Annotated in this window: 13 protein-coding genes; 7 read left to right on the top strand and 6 right to left on the bottom strand. The window is 62.9% G+C overall.

Going from position 1 to position 14,895, the window contains the following annotated elements:
• The first annotated feature begins 134 nt into the window (after positions 1–134).
• Positions 135–1,001, top strand: coding sequence for an NAD(P)H-binding protein (locus Q363_RS32575; RefSeq protein ID WP_035358980.1), 867 nt, complete (start codon positions 135–137; stop codon positions 999–1,001).
• 40 nt (positions 1,002–1,041) lie between these two features.
• On the opposite strand, the gene mutM is transcribed toward Q363_RS32575, so the two are convergent.
• On the bottom strand, positions 1,042–1,848 hold the full coding sequence (mutM, locus tag Q363_RS32570) for a bifunctional DNA-formamidopyrimidine glycosylase/DNA-(apurinic or apyrimidinic site) lyase (protein ID WP_035358979.1): 807 nt from the start codon (positions 1,846–1,848) through the stop codon (positions 1,042–1,044).
• Positions 1,849–2,377: 529 nt separating this feature from the next.
• On the opposite strand from mutM, the gene Q363_RS45135 reads away from it, so the two are divergent.
• Positions 2,378–2,971: a YncE family protein gene (locus Q363_RS45135; protein WP_245632627.1), complete on the top strand. Its 594-nt coding sequence runs from the start codon at positions 2,378–2,380 to the stop codon at positions 2,969–2,971.
• Positions 2,972–3,151: 180 nt separating this feature from the next.
• On the opposite strand, the gene Q363_RS32560 is transcribed toward Q363_RS45135, so the two are convergent.
• Positions 3,152–5,299 carry a spermidine synthase gene (locus Q363_RS32560; protein WP_035359097.1) on the bottom strand — a complete coding sequence of 716 codons (2,148 nt, stop codon included), beginning with the start codon at positions 5,297–5,299 and terminating at the stop codon, positions 3,152–3,154.
• 153 nt (positions 5,300–5,452) lie between these two features.
• Between Q363_RS32560 and Q363_RS32555 the strand changes: the two genes are divergently transcribed.
• Positions 5,453–7,273: a VWA domain-containing protein gene (locus Q363_RS32555; protein WP_169747231.1), complete on the top strand. Its 1,821-nt coding sequence runs from the start codon at positions 5,453–5,455 to the stop codon at positions 7,271–7,273.
• 3 nt (positions 7,274–7,276) lie between these two features.
• Here Q363_RS32555 and Q363_RS32550 read toward each other — a convergent pair whose 3' ends face one another.
• Positions 7,277–7,936 (bottom strand): NAD-dependent epimerase/dehydratase family protein, encoded by a 660-nt coding sequence (locus Q363_RS32550; RefSeq protein ID WP_035358977.1) that lies wholly within the window; start codon positions 7,934–7,936, stop codon positions 7,277–7,279.
• Between the two features lie 112 nt (positions 7,937–8,048).
• Between Q363_RS32550 and Q363_RS32545 the strand changes: the two genes are divergently transcribed.
• The 3 genes from Q363_RS32545 to Q363_RS32535 all read left to right on the top strand — a co-directional run bounded on the left by Q363_RS32545 (position 8,049) and on the right by Q363_RS32535 (position 10,361).
• Positions 8,049–9,359, top strand: coding sequence for an adenylosuccinate synthase (locus Q363_RS32545; RefSeq protein ID WP_035359096.1), 1,311 nt, complete (start codon positions 8,049–8,051; stop codon positions 9,357–9,359).
• Between the two features lie 12 nt (positions 9,360–9,371).
• The gene (locus Q363_RS32540; protein ID WP_035358976.1) at positions 9,372–9,659 is read left to right on the top strand and encodes a putative quinol monooxygenase; all 288 of its coding nucleotides are present in this window, start codon (positions 9,372–9,374) and stop codon (positions 9,657–9,659) included.
• 174 nt (positions 9,660–9,833) lie between these two features.
• Entirely contained in the window at positions 9,834–10,361 is a 528-nt protein-coding gene (locus Q363_RS32535; protein WP_425387827.1) for a nuclear transport factor 2 family protein, read from the top strand.
• A 68-nt stretch (positions 10,362–10,429) separates the two neighbouring features.
• On the opposite strand, the gene Q363_RS41760 is transcribed toward Q363_RS32535, so the two are convergent.
• Both Q363_RS41760 and Q363_RS32530 read right to left on the bottom strand, forming a co-directional pair.
• Complete coding sequence (locus Q363_RS41760; protein ID WP_157468129.1) at positions 10,430–10,732, bottom strand: hypothetical protein; 303 nt, start codon at positions 10,730–10,732, stop codon at positions 10,430–10,432.
• A 31-nt stretch (positions 10,733–10,763) separates the two neighbouring features.
• Positions 10,764–11,372, bottom strand: coding sequence for an HIT family protein (locus Q363_RS32530; RefSeq protein WP_051979649.1), 609 nt, complete (start codon positions 11,370–11,372; stop codon positions 10,764–10,766).
• A gap of 345 nt (positions 11,373–11,717) precedes the next feature.
• On the opposite strand from Q363_RS32530, the gene Q363_RS32525 reads away from it, so the two are divergent.
• A complete protein-coding gene (locus Q363_RS32525; protein ID WP_035358975.1) occupies positions 11,718–13,655 on the top strand; it encodes a 30S ribosomal protein S1 in 1,938 nt (645 codons plus the stop codon).
• Positions 13,656–13,770: 115 nt separating this feature from the next.
• Here Q363_RS32525 and Q363_RS32520 read toward each other — a convergent pair whose 3' ends face one another.
• On the bottom strand, positions 13,771–14,682 hold the full coding sequence (locus Q363_RS32520) for a hypothetical protein (RefSeq protein WP_035358974.1): 912 nt from the start codon (positions 14,680–14,682) through the stop codon (positions 13,771–13,773).
• Positions 14,683–14,895: the final 213 nt, after the last annotated feature.

The raw sequence follows: 14,895 nt of genomic DNA, 5'->3' as shown, positions 1-14,895 counted from the left end.
GGGTTCAATTTTAGTGCAGCGTGGGCCTGAAGGGCTTCGCTTTGGTAGCAAGTCACGGAGGCTGGCAAAGTATTGGCCGTCCTGCCTACAATAACCGCCATCAAATATGAACGAACGGGAAGGAGGAACAAATCATGCCGAACAACAAACCGACCCTGGTACTGGGAGGCACTGGCAAGACGGGGCGAAGGGTCGCCGAACGGCTTACTAAAAGAGGCCTGCCGGTCCGTATCGGTTCGCGATCCGGCGAGCCGCCGTTTGACTGGGACGACCCTGCGGCGTGGCCAGCCGCGCTGAAGAACGTTGGAGCGGTCTACATCTCTTACTATCCGGATCTCACGGCGCCGGGTGCAGCCGAGGCCATCCGCTCTTTCACAGAGCTGGCCGTGAAGAGCGGCGTGCCTCGCCTGGTCTTGCTCTCGGGCCGGGGCGAGGCCGAGGCGCAGCGCTGCGAACAGATCGTGCGAGACTCCGGGGCCGAATGGACACTGGTGCGGGCCAGCTGGTTCAACCAGAACTTCAGTGAAGACTATCTTCTGGAGCCAATACTGGCCGGAGAGGTCGCGCTGCCGGTGGGGGATGTCGGCGAGCCCTTCGTCGATGCCGATGACATCGCGGATGTTGCCGTCGCGGCCCTTACCGAAGACCGCCATGTTGGACAACTCTATGAGGTTACAGGACCCCGGTTGTGGACGTTCGCCAATGCGATCGCCGAGATCGGCCGCGTGACACAGCGCAACATCCGTTACGTCCAAATCTCCATGGAGGAATACGCCTCCATGCTAAAAAGCGCGCAACTGCCGCCGGAGTTCGTGACCCTCATTACCTATCTCTTCACAGAAGTACTCGACGGCAGGAATGCCTCGGTAGCGGACGGGGTTACACGCGCATTGGGACGAGCTCCTCGCGACTTCAGTCAGTATGTTCATGACACCGCCGCGACCGGGGTGTGGAACGTGGTGCGCGAGGGACGAGCCGACAGTACAATCTCTGCCGCCTGACAGTTGATGGGAGAGTCGGCATGGGCGAGGCGAAGATAGATTATCGCTGGCAGGTGGGGCAGAAGTGGGTGCTACGGCCGGCGATGACGATGCGCTCGATGGGGGTCTTGCAGGTTCGGCAGGGTTGGCCGGTGCGGGAGTAGACGCGGTGGTGGAGCTGGAAGAAGCCGGCTACTCCTTCGGCGTCGACGTAGTCGGAGACGGAGGAGCCGCCTAGTTTGATGGCTTGTTTCAGGACCTTCTGGAGTGCGGTGCGGAGGCGGGTGAGCTCGTCACGGGTGAGGCGGCCGGCGTGGCGGCGGGGTCGGATGCCGGCGTGGTGGAGGGCCTCGTCGGCGTAGATGTTGCCGACGCCGTGGAGAAGGGACTGGTTGAGGAGTGCGGCCTTGATGGGAGTCTTGCGGTTGCGGAAGAGGGTGATGAAGTCCTCGAGCGGGATGGTGAGGGGCTCGCGGCCGGGGCCGGTGTAGGGCTCGCGCAGGACCCAGAGTCGGCCGAAGCGGCGGGGGTCGACGAAGCGGAGCTGCTTGCCGGAGCTGAGGGTGAGGATGGCGTGGGTGTGGGGCGGGACAGGGGTGTCGGGGGTGGAGACGAGGAGGCGGCCGGTCATGCCGAGGTGGACGAGGAAGTGGGCCGGATGGCCGTCGCGGCTGAGGTCGATGGCAATAGTCTTGCCGACGCGGTGGACGCGGTCGATGCGCGAGCCGGTGAGGACTTCGGCGATCTCGGCGGGAGGGGACTTGAAGGTCTGCGGCTTGTTGCTGGTCTCGACCGAGAGAATGGTCTGGCCGTGGACGCGCTGGTGGACGCCGGTGGCTACGGTTTCGACCTCGGGGAGCTCGGGCATGTCTTTTGAGTATAGGGTTTGGGGGCCGCGAGATTTTAGGAGGGCGCGAGCAAACGCAGATCCTTCGACTCCGCTGCGCTCCGCTCAGGATGACACCTTCCCTTCGCGTAGATGTGCTCAGGTGGCTATACTTGCTGCGCTATGAAGAGACTAGTTTTTGTGTGCGCGGCGGTGTGTGGCGTTATGGCGAGTGCGGGTGCTGAGACGCTGGTGGTGGTGAATCAGCATGAGTCGAACGTGAGCCTGGTGGATACGGCCTCGGGCAAGGTGGTGGGGTCGGTGCCGGTGGGTGGGGTGACCGGGCACGAGGTGGCGGTTTCTCCGGACGGGAAGCTGGCGTATGTGCCGATCTACGGAGACGCGGGCGTGGGGCGGGCGGGAACCGATGGGAGCGAGATGTCGGTGATCGACCTGGCGAGCCGGAAGGTGGTGGGCAAGGTCGACTTCGGGCATGGGGTGAGGCCGCACTGCGCGGTGTGGGACCGGCATACGGGGATGCTGCTGGTGACGACGGAGGTCGGACAAGACGGTGAGCGTCGTCGATCCGAAGGTGCTGAAGGTGGTGGGGACGGTTCCGACGGGGCAGGAGCAGTCGCACATGCTGGTGCTGTCGGCGGATGGGAAGCGCGGGTACACGGCGAATGTGGGGCCGGGGACGGTGTCGGTGCTGGATATTCCGGGGCGGAAGACGGTGGCGGTGATTCCGATCTCGGGGGGGACGCAGCGGATTGCGATCTCGCGCGACGGGTCGATGGTGTTTACGGCGGACCAGACGAAGTCGCAGCTTGCGGTGATCGATACGGCGACGAACAAGGTGAAGACGTGGGTGGAGCTGCCGGGGGTGGGGTATGGGACGGCGACGACTCCGGATGGACGGTGGCTGATTGTGTGCCTGCGGACCTCGAAGAAGGTGGCGATGGTGGACCTGAAGACGCTGAAGGTGACGAAGACGCTGGATGTGGGGGATGGGCCGGCGGAGGTGCTGGTGTCTCCGGATGGGAAGAAGGCGTATGTGGCGTGTAACTTCTCGAACCAGGTGGCGGTGATCGATCTCGGCGGGTGGACGGTGGAGCGGATGATCGAGGCGGGGAAGTTTGCGGATGGGCTGGCGATGGCCCGGTAAGGCGGGTCGCGCTTCGCGCGTGCATCACCGATGCGATGACGCCGCGCGCGAGTTTGTGGCGCTACGGGCAAAAATGCGGGGGTTCTTCGCCTTCGGCTCAGAATGACGAAACAAAGAGCGGTCTTGCGATCTATGACGAACAAAGAGCGGTCTTGCGACCTATGACGAGCAAAGACTGATCTAGTGGCCTGTGGGTTGGAGGATGGGGAGGAGGCTGGAGTAGTCGTCGGTCCAAAGGCGGAGGTTGGGCCGGGGCGTGATGCGGTCGGCGAGGGTGGCGATCTCGGGCTGGGTGAAGAAGGTGGGGTCGGAGGTCATCAGGACCCATGAGGCGCGGAACTCGCCGCGGGAGTCGAGCGAGCCGGTGATGACGTTGCGGGCCTCGAGGTGGGCGCTCTTGGCGAGGAGGGCGAGCTGCGGGGGGAGGTCGAGGTACTGGTTGGAGACGTGGAAGGCGAGGATGCCGGTGGGGGTGAGGCGGTGGAGGTAGAGCCGGAGCGCCTGGGTGGTGAGCAGGTGCAGGGGGATGGCGTCTCCGGAGAAGGCGTCGATGACGAGGACATCGAAGCGCTGGGGTGGGGTGTTTGTAAGTCGGTCGGCGGAGCGGGCTGTGGACTGGTCAGGGGCTCGGTCAGCGGCCAGTTCGGCGGCGAGTGAGGTGCGGGCGTCGCCGGGGACAATGGTGATGGCGGCGGGGGAGTCGCGGAGATAGGTGAAGAGGTTGCGGGCGATGGGGGCGACCTGAGGGTTGATCTCGTAGAAGCGGAGGCGGTCTCCGGGGCGGCCGTAGGCGGCGAGGGTTCCGGCGCCGAGGCCGATGACGCCGATGTTTCGCGGGCGCGCTGGATCTGGATTGTCATGGTCGCGCTCGTTGCAGCAGAAGCGGAGGGCGAGGCCGATGCCGGAGTCGGTGGCGTAGTAGGTGGTGGGGGTGCGGCTGAGGTCGGGGGAGAAGATCTGGGTTCCGTGCTGGATGGCTCCGTGGAGGAGGGTGCGGATAGGGACGTGGTGGGTGGGCTCGTCGGTCTGGGTGACGCGGAGGCTGCCGTAGAAGTTGCGCATACGGGCGAGGGAGTTGCGGGCGAAGGTGCGGTGGAGAGCGAGGGTGAGGACGAAGAGGAGGACGGTGGCGGTGGTCCAGAGGAGGCGCTGGGGCCAGCCGTCGCGCCATGTGGCGGCGATGGCGAGCGCGGCGGTGGCGAGGAAGGCGAGGGCGAGGTCGTAGTCGGCGGAGAAGAGGAGGGGGAGGGCGATGGCGATGAGGAAGGTTCCGGATGCTCCTCCGGCAGCGATGAGGAGATAGAAGAGGGTGGCCTCGGAGGCGCGCTGCGGGCGCAGGGCGTAGGTCTCACCGTGGCAGAAGAGGCAGGCGACGAAGCACTCGAGGAGGAAGAAGGCGATGGTGAGGATGATGGGCAGGGAGAAGTCGGTCTTCGAGAGCGCGTAGCCGAGGCCGGCGAGCATAACGACGAGGACGCGGATGACGAGCGGGCGGGGATAGAGGGCGGGGCGATCGAAGGCGAGGATGAAGGTGAGGAGGTAGGCGGCGAGCGGGAGGATCCAGAGCAAAGGGATGGCGGCGATGTTGGACGTGATGTGCGCGGTGACGGAGGAGAGCTGCATGGCGGCGGCCATGGGCAGGAGGAACCAGAGCCAGCGGTGGAGGCTCGGGGTGGGTGGGGCTTCGTCGTTTTGAGGGGCGGCGGCGATGGATGGACGCGGCTGCACGGTGACGGTGTGGAGGAGGATGGCGGCGAGGATGAAGCCGGCGGACCAGAGGATGCGCTGTGTGCGCAGGGCGAGGTGGGGTTCGATGAGGGTGGGGTAGGCGAGGAGGGCGATCAGCGAGCCGGCGTTGGAGAGAGCGAAGAGGCGGTACCAGACGGTTGCGGGTTCGCCGGTGGGGGTGGATTCGCGGTGCGAGAGCCAGAGCTGAAGCAGAGGGCTGGTGGAGGCGAGCAGGAAGAAGGGCAGGCCGATGGTGCGGGTGAGGGTGAGGAAGATGGTGAGGATGGGGTGAGTTGCGGTCCGTACGCCGGAGCCGAGGGCGATGCCCAAGGAGAGCGCGATGAGGGCGAGGGTGATGACGAGGGTGTGGGTTCGGCGCTGGAAGGCGAGGTCTGTGGCGCGCGGGCCGCTGGTGAGCCAGTGGGCGTAGAGGTAGCCGAGGAGGAGCGCGGTCTGGAAGAAGACGAGGCAGGTGAGCCAGACGGCGGAGGAGCCTCCGAGGGTGGGGAGGAGTTGCTTGGCGGCGAGCGGCTCGATGAGGAAGAGGAGGAAGGCGGCGAGGAAGGCGGCGGTGCCGTAGAGAAGGCGGGTTGAGGGCATGAATGAGGGTCCGGCGGGGTCTTGGGGAAGCATACTTCACGGCTGTTCCGGGAGGGGCAGGAAAGGCGAGGGCTCGGTGATTTCGTACAGATGCGGGACACCGGAGGCGAGTACACTTGCGGGGCAGGACGTGGCTTGCAGGTGGAGGCGGTTATGGCCATCGGGCGGGTTGTGGCGGCGTTGAGCTTCGCAGCGGTTGTGCCGGTAGTGTTGTCGCAGCAACCTCAGAACCAGGGTGGCGAGGTCACGACTCTTCGGCAGACGAAGCAGACGGTGATTGTGGATGTGGTGGTCGGGGATCGCTATGGGACGGCGGTTGCGGGGCTGAAGCAGGAAGACTTCACAGTACTGCAGGACGGCAAGCCGCAGCCGATCACGTTCTTTGAGGCGCACGGTGGAGCACCGATGCGGGTGGGGACGCTGCCGAAGCTTCCGGAGGGGATGTACTCGAACTTTCCGGTGCCGACCGCGAGCGATGCGATCAATGTGGTTCTGCTGGACTCGCTGAATACGCCGCTGGTGGACCAGGGGATGGTTCGGAGGGAGATGATCTCGTATCTGCGGGCGATTCCGGCGGGAACAAAGATTGCGATCTTTACGCTGGGCTCGCACCTGAGGATGGTGAGCGGATTTTCGACGGACCCGGCGGTGCTGTTGCAGGCGATGCGTGACAAGAGTGTGGGGATGGAGCTGTCGTCAATTCTGATTACTCCCGAGGCGCAGCAGAACGAAGAGAAGCGGCAGGATCAGCTGCTGACGACATCGAACATCGGCGATCCAAAGAGTTCGGCGTCGGCGGAGCAGAGGCAGGCGATTCTGGGCGGCATCAACCAGATGCGTCAGTTCGTCTCCGACACTGCGTCATTTAGCGACGACTACCGGGTGAAGGAGACGCTGGCGGCGATGGACGAGATGGGCCGTTATCTGAAGCAGTTTCCGGGGCGGAAGAACGTGATCTGGTTTTCGGCTTCGTTTCCGATCGGCGTGGATCCGGACTTCAACCAGACGGATGCGTACCGGATGATGCGGGACTACTCGATGGACATACGGGCGACGACGCAGCGACTGGCGGCGGCGCGGGTTGCGATGTATCCGATCGATGCGCGGAGGTTCTTTCAGAATCCGGCACTGCAGGCCTCGAGTGGCGGCGGGAGCAAGACGCGGAACGGGTACTATCGCGACCAGTCGATGGATCTTGCGTTCGATGAGGTGACGAAGGAACACGACACGATGGAGCAGATCGCGAGGGGCACGGGAGGGAAGGCGATCTACAACACGAACGACCTGAAGGGGGCGCTGGCGGATGTGATCAGAAACGGCGATGACTACTACACGCTGGCGTACGACCCGAGCGGAGTGAAGCAGGACGGGAAGTTTCACAAGATCGAGGTGAAGTTCAGGCAGCCGGGGTACAGCCTGCTGTATCGCCATGGATATGTGGCGGAGGATGCGAGTGCGTCGGCGAAGGCGAAGCCGCCGGGCAAGCAGGAGAGCAGCCGCGCGGCGAGCCTGTTTCGCGCGGAGATGGAGCCGGGCGCGCCTCCGGCGTCGGAGCTGCTGTTTCGCGTGCAGGTGCTGGCTGAGGAGAAGCAGCGCGGGGCTGGCGATGCTCCCAAGGGCGACAACGCGAAGGTGGTGAAGCCGGTGACGCGATATGCCTTTGGCTATGCGGCGGGTCTGGGGAACGCAAAGCTGATTGAGACGGAGGACGGGGTTCGCCATGGGATGCTGCTGTCGATGGTGATTGCGTATGACAGGCAGGGGCGGCCGCTGAACTCGGTGCTGAACACGCAGACGCTGAGCCTGGATCCGAAGGTGTATGCCGATGCGCTGAAGACGGGGCTGCCGTTCTACCAGGAGCTGGATATTCCGCAGCAGGACGTGATGATTCGGGTGGGAGTGTACGACGTGGGCTCGGGGGCGATGGGGGCGTTCGAGTTTCCGATGAGCGTGAAGCAGGTGGCCGTGAAGTGAGGGCTAGAGGCGGTTGATGTCTTCGGGGTCGAGGATGGGTTTGGGGTAGCCGCTCTTTGCGACGTGAATCATGGCGCGGCCGAGCTGCTCGGTGGTGGTGAGGAATTTGGGGAGGCGGCCTTTGAGGAGCGGTATTACGGGAGTGAGCAGGTCGTAGAAAAGCTGGTAGAGGCGGGTCTTCGAACGGATGCCGTGGAGCGGCTGGATGAAGCCGGGGCGGAACATGAAAGCGGCTTTGAAGGACAGGCTGAGCAGGGCGTTTTCGGTGCGGCCCTTGACCCGCGCCCACATGGAGCGGCCCTTCTCGGTGGAGTCGGTTCCTACCCCGGAGACGTAGACGAAGGTCATCTGGTGGTTGAGGGACGCGAGGGTGTGGGCGAAGGAGAGGGTGAGGTCGTAGGTGAGTGCGGTGTACTTCTCTTCGGACATTCCGGCGGAGGAGACTCCGGCGCAGAAGAAGCAGGCATCGAAGCCGGTGAGTTTGGACTCGTGGCCGGAGAGGTTGGCGAGGTCGGGGATTAGGAGTTCGCGGAGCTTTGGGTGCTGTTGATGGAGCGGGCTGCGGGCGACGGAGAGGACTTCGGTGATCGAGTCGTCGAGAAGACACTCGCGGAGAACGCCCTGCCCGACCATGCCTGTGGCTCCGGTGAGGATGATTCGCATAGGGTGATGATAGCGAACGCGATATGATGGTTGAGGCGCTTATGCGTCCGGAGCCATCCGGTGAGCGTGCGTCATCCGGCCAGCAACCATCCTTTTGGAGAACATATTCGTCGTGAGTCAACCGAAATCTGCGGTTATTTTGGGTGCCCAGTGGGGCGATGAGGGTAAGGGCAAGATTGTGGACGTGCTGTCGGAGAGGTTCTCCGTGGTGGCGCGTTACGCGGGCGGCCACAACGCGGGGCACACCGTCATCATCAAGGGCAGGAAGTTTGTGCTGCAGCTGATTCCGTGCGGCGTTCTGCGGCCGGGGTGCAAGGGAGTGATCGGCAACGGCGTTGTGTTCGATCCAACGGCGTTTCTGGGCGAGGTGAAGAAGCTGAAGGAGGCCGGCCTGCCGGTGGGCGGGCAGCTGTTTGTCTCGAACCGGGCGCAGGTGATTCTGCCGTACCACCGGATGATCGAGCTGGCCGCGGAGACGGCCCCGGGACGCACGAAGATCGGGACGACGCGGCGCGGGATCGGGCCGGCGTATGAGGACAAGGTGCATCGCAACGGGTTGCGTGTGGTGGACCTGTTGAATCCGGCGCTGCTGCGGACGCACATCAAGAACGCCTGCGACGAGAAGAACACGATCGCGCATGCGCTATTCGGAACCGAGCCGCTGGACCCGAAGGGGATGTATGAGGAGTACGCGAAGCTGGCCGAGCAGGTGGCTCCGTTTGTGACGGACACGGCGGTGCTGCTGAACCAGGAGCTGGACAAGGGCGGCAACGTGATGTTCGAGGGAGCGCAGGGAGCGCTGCTGGACATCGATCATGGGACGTATCCGTTTGTGACGTCATCGTCGGCGACGGCGGGCGGCGCGGTGACGGGCACCGGCGTGGGGCCGACGCGGATCGGCACAGTGATTGGCGTGACGAAGGCGTATGTGACCCGTGTCGGCGAAGGGCCGTTCCCGACGGAGGTTCATGACGGCTCTGCCGACCTGCTGCGCGCGCGCGGGCAGGAGTACGGCGCAGTAACGGGGCGGCCGCGGCGCTGCGGATGGCTTGATCTTCCGCTGCTTCGCTACAGCAATATGATCAATTCGACCGAGTGGCTGGTGGTCACGAAGATGGACGTGATGGATGAGTGCGACGAGATTCCGGTGTGCACGCACTACAAGATCGACGGCAAGCTGACGGACGTGATTCCGGCGGACATGCTCGGGTTCGAGTCGATTGAGCCGGTGTACACGACGCTGAAGGGCTGGAAGGAGTCGACTGAAGGGATCACGGAGTGGGAGAAGCTGCCGAAGCTGGCGCAGGAGTATCTGCGGTTCCTAGAGAAGGAATCGGGTGCGAAGATCGGCATGGTTTCGACGGGGCCTGATCGGGAACAGACGATGACGCTGCCGGAGTTCGACGCGGCACTGAAGGGATAGGGGGCGGACGCGATGGTGAGCTTTACGGTACGGATGCGCTTTGAGCCGGGCGACCGGGAAGAGATTGCGGAGACACTGCGGAAGCTGACAGAGGGCTCGCGCAAGGAACCCCGGTGCGTGAACTACACGGCGCACTTTGTGGAGGGCGAGCCGGCGACAGTGGTCATCTACGAGCAGTATGCCGATGAGGCTGCGCTGGACGACCACCGCAACACGCCGCACTTCCAGCAGTACGCGATCGGCGGGTTGTACCAGAAGATGCTGGAGCGGCAGGTGGAGAATCTGACGGCGGTCTGCTGAGGATCTCTCCTTTGATTTGCGCTGCGTGGTCTAACATTGATCCGACGGCGCAGCGTCTACAACGAAAGTTATTTTGACTCGAGGCGGCGACGCGGTCTAGTATCCGGTACGCCTATGGTTCGCCGAGTTTCATCTCGTAGTGGTTCTACCTCTTCTGCCCTCTCCTCCTCAATGATGATCGCAGTGGTTCTGCTGACGTGCTTCGTTGCGCTGATGAGCGCACAGCAGGCGCATGCGGGGCAGAAGCATGAAAAAAAGCATGATGTAAAGAAAGAGGTTGAGGCGCTCGAGGAGCAGTGGCGCAAGGCTCAGCTGGCCGGCGACGTGGCGACGATGGACCGGATGCTGGCGGAGGACTTCATCGGCATCTCGATGTCGGGCCAGGTGAATACGAAGGCTCAGCAGTTGGAGCGCGTACGGTCGCGCAAGCTGGTGCTGAGCAGGATGGACCTGAGCGACATGAAGGTGAAGCTGGTGGACTCGGTGGCGATCGTGACCTCGCGGGCGTATGTGGAGGGAACTAGCGAAGGCGCTTCGGTGAAGGGAAATTACCGTTACACGCGGGTGTATCAGCGGCGACCGTCGGGAGAGTGGAGGATCACGAGCTTTGAGGCGACGCGGATTCAGCCGAAGAGATCGGCCGGAAAGAAGGCTGCGAAGCCGGTGCCCGGCGCTCGAACCGAGGAGCCGCGATTTGGGTGAAGTCTGCGGACTCAAGCAAAGAAGGCCCTGCCATTTGGCAGGGCCTCTGATTTTGTAAGAGTACCGTCTCAGGCGATCTTACCGAAGCTGGTCTGGGTGGTTTTTTTGACAGTTACCGACTCGGCGACAACCACGGGGAGGTTCAACGCGAGCAGCCTGCGATAGAGTGAGCGCGTTGCACCGGTGAGGCGAGCATCCTCGGACTCGTGGGGGAAGAGCGGGAGTGTATGTTTTTCCTGAAGACCAGATCGTCTGATGGCAGACGGAATGAGATAAGGACGAGGCTCAGGGAAGCGTGTACCACTGGTGTTGGGGGACATCGACGGCCCAGGCCGGACGGCAGAGGGAGGCATTTTAGGAAAGAGTGTCATGGTTACCCTCTCGATTGCGAATTTCCCGTTTTTATGGAGGGTTTGATGTATCGCGCGGCTGCAACGTTGCACTCATATGAAGCGTCTCGCGCAGTTTGTTCCATGTGGTGTCGAGGGGCTCTGGAAGAACGCGGGTCTCGGCGGTGGTGGTCATGAAATTGGTATCTCCCATCCAGCGTGGAAGGACGTGGAGATGAATGTGTCCGGCGACGCCGGCTCCGGCGGCTTCACCGAGATTCATGCCGAGGTTGATACCGTGGGGCCGGTAGATGTGTTTGAGCGCGAGTTCGATGCGCTGAGCCAGATCGATCATCTCGTGGGCCGCCTCGGGAGGTGCTCCGGCGAGGGTGTCGGTGTGGAGGTAGGGCAGGATCAGGACGTGTCCGGTGGCGTAAGGGTAGGCGTTGAGGCAGATAAAGCAGTTCTTGCCGCGGTGGACGATGTGCGAAGCGCGTTCGGCATCATCGGAGGGCATGCCGTGGGCGATGGCGTAGTCGGTGGCGGCAATCATGTTGCAGAAGATGCAGTGCTTGTCTTCGGCGGCGGGCCAGGCGGCGAGCTCGGGAGGGACGCCGGTGCGGGCCTGGGGGTCGCTTCGCGTGACGTAGGCATAGCGCCAGGGGGTCCAGAGGTGATCCATACGGTTGAGGCGAGTATAGCGGCAGGGGAGAGGAGTTCCGGCGAAACAGGCTGTTGTGCAGTTAGAGGCGCACTCCCGGAGCCCCGGATGAAGTAGCGATGAAATCGCTCTCTTCGGGGGTGGTTCGGTTGACGTATCGGGATCGAAGTTCTATCGTTAAATACGAGCCTCTGCGTGTGGGACCCAAGTGCAGCCGCTCCTTCTGCTAGAAGTAAATTCCTTCCCTGCCTGCGAGCTCGATTGGGAATTGAAGATTGGCCATCTTCCTGGGATGGCTGAGCGTTCCTGAAAAGAGGCGTCGCCCGTGATGGAACGAATTACTTGGGTTCTGGAGTCCGCATACACATGGTAGACAACCATCAATCCGAACAAACCGAGAGCAAACCCCTGACCACCGAACTGGAAGTCCTGGCGCACGAAGCGACGGCCGAGCATACCGAGCCGTCTTCTGAATTCACCTCCAACCAGCAGCATGAGATCGCCCAGCCGGCACCGAGCGAGACCAGCGCGCAGACCGAGCAGCCCGCCGCGGTTGCAGTCGCCGCCGAGTCCGCCGAAGAGCCCGACTACGACGCAGCCGACTTTGCCGAGGCACTCGCCAACTTCGACCGCGAACAAGCGGCCGATGCGGCAGCGGCGCAAAGCCTGACAGCCGAAGAGGTCATCGTCACCGGCACGGTCGTCAAGATCACCGACAAGCATGTTGTTGTCGATATCGGACTCAAGTCCGAGGGCCTCATTCCGCTGGAGCAGGTGCTGGACATTCATGGGCAGCCGAAGTTCCAGGCGGGCGATCAGGTGGAGGTTGTGGTCGAGCGCGAGGAGCAGGAGGGCGGCTACCTGGTGAGCTACGAGAAGGCCCTGCGCCACAAGGTGTGGGACAAGCTCGAGGCCGCTGCCAACGAGAAGACTCCGGTGAAGGGCATGGTGCTGAGCCGCGTCAAGGGCGGCCTGACGGTCGATATCGGTATCAAGGCGTTCCTGCCCGGCTCGCAGGTGGAGATTCGCCCGGTGCGCAATCTCGACGGCTACATCGGAACCGAGATCGAGGTCCGCGTCATCAAGCTGAACAAGAAGCGCGGCAACGTCGTCATCAGCCGCAAGGAGCTACTTGAGGAAGAGCAGAACGCCAAGAAATCCGTAACGCTCGCCACGCTCGAAGAGGGAAGCGTTCTGACCGGAACGGTGAAGAACCTGACCGACTACGGCGCGTTCGTCGACCTGGGCGGCCTGGACGGCTTGCTGCACATCACGGACATGAGCTGGGGCCGGCTGACGCACCCCCGCGACCTGGTCAACGTCGGCGACGAGATCCAGGTGAAGGTGCTGAAGTTCGACAAGGACAAGCAGCGCGTCTCGCTCGGCTTCAAGCAGCTGACGCCTGATCCGTGGCTGGACGCGACGGAGCGCTACCCGATCGGTGCGCAGGTCCGCGGCCGGGTGCTCTCGGTCACCGATTACGGCGCGTTCGTCGAGCTGGAGCAGGGAATCGAAGGCCTGGTCCACGTCTCCGAGATGACCTGGTCGAAGCGGATGAAGCACCCGTCGAAGCTGGTGAAGCCGGGCGACGAGGTCGACACGATCATCCTGAGTGTCAACCCGAACGACCGCCGCATCTCGCTGGGCATGAAGCAGCTGCAGGAGAATCCGTGGGAGCAGCTCGAGGACAAGTACCCGACGGGCGCTGTCATCGAGGGTCGCGTTCGCAACCTGACGGACTTCGGCGCCTTCATCGAGATCGAGGACGGCATCGACGGCCTGGTGCACGTGTCGAATCTGAGCTGGACGAAGCGCATCAAGCATCCTTCGGAGGTCCTGAAGAAGGGCGAGAAGGTGAAGGCTGTCGTTCTCGGCGTCGAGCCGGAGAACCGCCGCCTGTCACTAGGCGTCAAGCAGCTGCAGCCGGATGTCTGGGACACGTTCTTCGCGCAGCACCGCGTGGGCGATGTGATCAAGGGCAAGGTCCTGCGCACGGCGCAGTTCGGAGCCTTCGTCGAGATCGCTGAGGGAGTCGAGGGCCTGTGCCACGTCTCCGAGGCGGTGGACGAGAGCAACACGCCGGTGAAGCTCGAGGTTGGCGATGAGCACGAGTTCCGCATCGTGAAGATGAATCAGGACGAGAAGAAGGTCGGCCTGAGCATCCGCGCTGTAGGCGAAGAGGCCAGCCGCGCCGAGGTGGAGAGCTACAAGGATCGCGATCACAAGAGCTCCTCTTCCTCTTCGTCGAGCGGCACTACGCTGGGCGACCTCATCAACTGGAAGCGGTCGGAGTTCGGCGAGTAACGCTTCGCACACCGCAATCCAAGCAAGCAGAAGGGCCGCCCTGTGGGCGGCCCTTCTGGTGTCTGGATTCGATTCGCTTGTCTGGATTCGATTGGCCTAATCGAGCGCCGAATCGCTAGGCAGAGATGGAACGCATCGTGGCCGGTGCGGGCGTTTCGAGCTCCGGGGTCATCTTGGCAGAGGCGCGCTTCATGACCTCGAGCTCGGCCGGAGCAAAGAGCTCGGGCGGGATGCCGCCGATGGCGACATAGCCCGGCTCGTCGCCGAGCGCCATCGAGATCTGGTTCCAGCGAAGGAAGGGCGAGGTGGTGGGGAGCACGATGATGCGGCGCTTCGGTTCCGGGAAGGTGAAGTAGGCTGACCAGATGGACAGGGTCAGGCAGATGGCGAGGCCGTTGATGATGCTGAAGGTCGAGAACATATCCGCGTAGTGGGCCAACCACGCTGCCTGCACAAGGTTTGCCGCCGCGAGAAATCCTAGGCCGAAGCTCACGCCGAAGATACGGCTTCTGTAGGAGAGACCCATCGGGCGGATGGCGAAGCAAACGAAGAGCAGCAGGCAGAGTGTAAGGATGCTGGAGGTCTGCTGAAGCTGGGTGACCATGGCGACCATGAACTTGGCTCCGGTGAGATGAGGAGTTAGAGCCACTCCAATCGCGACCGCGATGGAGATGGCTGCTACCCAGCGGAATACAAGCATGCCCAGGGTCTGCAGACCCTTAAGGGGGGCCATAGCCAGCCTAAAGATGCTGTAAATGACGAGCAGCGAAAGAACCGCTTCTAGAGCGTAGCTCGTCCAGTACACATAGAAGTAAGTCTGATATGCAACGTGGCGTTCAATACCGTTGTGTGCCCCAAGGTAGAGCAGAGGCAGACTGATTGCCGAGGATGTGATCTTCACGCTGAGCAATAACGCCAGATAGATGTACTTCGTGGCCGTCTTGCTCCGGATGAGCATTGCCAGCACTAACGCGCAGAGCAATGGCTCGAGATAAGAAAGCACATCAAGTGATACGTCCAGTGTCATAGATCCGTCTCCGTTCGACGACTAACCTCAGGCTAGCCGAACATTGAGAGGGACACAATCTTTATTTTCCGGAAGATGCAAAAAGATGCCGTTGGCTTCCCACGGATCTTTTGGGTTACCGGGGAGCGCCAAGACCACAGGCATTCGCATCATCGGGAGCGCACATGGGAACGGGAAGAGCGCTGTTGCGGGCGACGGTGATCTTGGAGGTGG

Source organism: Edaphobacter aggregans DSM 19364, assembly GCF_000745965.1.
GTDB classification, from domain to species: Bacteria; Acidobacteriota; Terriglobia; order Terriglobales; family Acidobacteriaceae; genus Edaphobacter; species Edaphobacter aggregans.
The sequence above is the reverse complement of the archived record's forward strand: the minus strand, read 5'-3'. Positions and strand labels throughout refer to the sequence as shown.

Coding starts and splice junctions, on each gene's coding strand:
- Q363_RS32575 (WP_035358980.1), top strand. CDS start 135: ATGCCGAACAACAAACCGACCCTGGTACTGGGAGGCACTGGCAAGACG.
- mutM (WP_035358979.1), bottom strand. CDS start 1,848: ATGCCCGAGCTCCCCGAGGTCGAAACCGTAGCCACCGGCGTCCACCAG.
- Q363_RS41760 (WP_157468129.1), bottom strand. CDS start 10,732: ATGACACTCTTTCCTAAAATGCCTCCCTCTGCCGTCCGGCCTGGGCCG.
- Q363_RS32560 (WP_035359097.1), bottom strand. CDS start 5,299: ATGCCCTCAACCCGCCTTCTCTACGGCACCGCCGCCTTCCTCGCCGCC.
- Q363_RS32525 (WP_035358975.1), top strand. CDS start 11,718: ATGGTAGACAACCATCAATCCGAACAAACCGAGAGCAAACCCCTGACC.
- Q363_RS32550 (WP_035358977.1), bottom strand. CDS start 7,936: ATGCGAATCATCCTCACCGGAGCCACAGGCATGGTCGGGCAGGGCGTT.
- Q363_RS32540 (WP_035358976.1), top strand. CDS start 9,372: ATGGTGAGCTTTACGGTACGGATGCGCTTTGAGCCGGGCGACCGGGAA.
- Q363_RS32535 (WP_425387827.1), top strand. CDS start 9,834: ATGATCGCAGTGGTTCTGCTGACGTGCTTCGTTGCGCTGATGAGCGCA.
- Q363_RS32530 (WP_051979649.1), bottom strand. CDS start 11,372: ATGGATCACCTCTGGACCCCCTGGCGCTATGCCTACGTCACGCGAAGC.
- Q363_RS32555 (WP_169747231.1), top strand. CDS start 5,453: ATGGCCATCGGGCGGGTTGTGGCGGCGTTGAGCTTCGCAGCGGTTGTG.
- Q363_RS32520 (WP_035358974.1), bottom strand. CDS start 14,682: ATGACACTGGACGTATCACTTGATGTGCTTTCTTATCTCGAGCCATTG.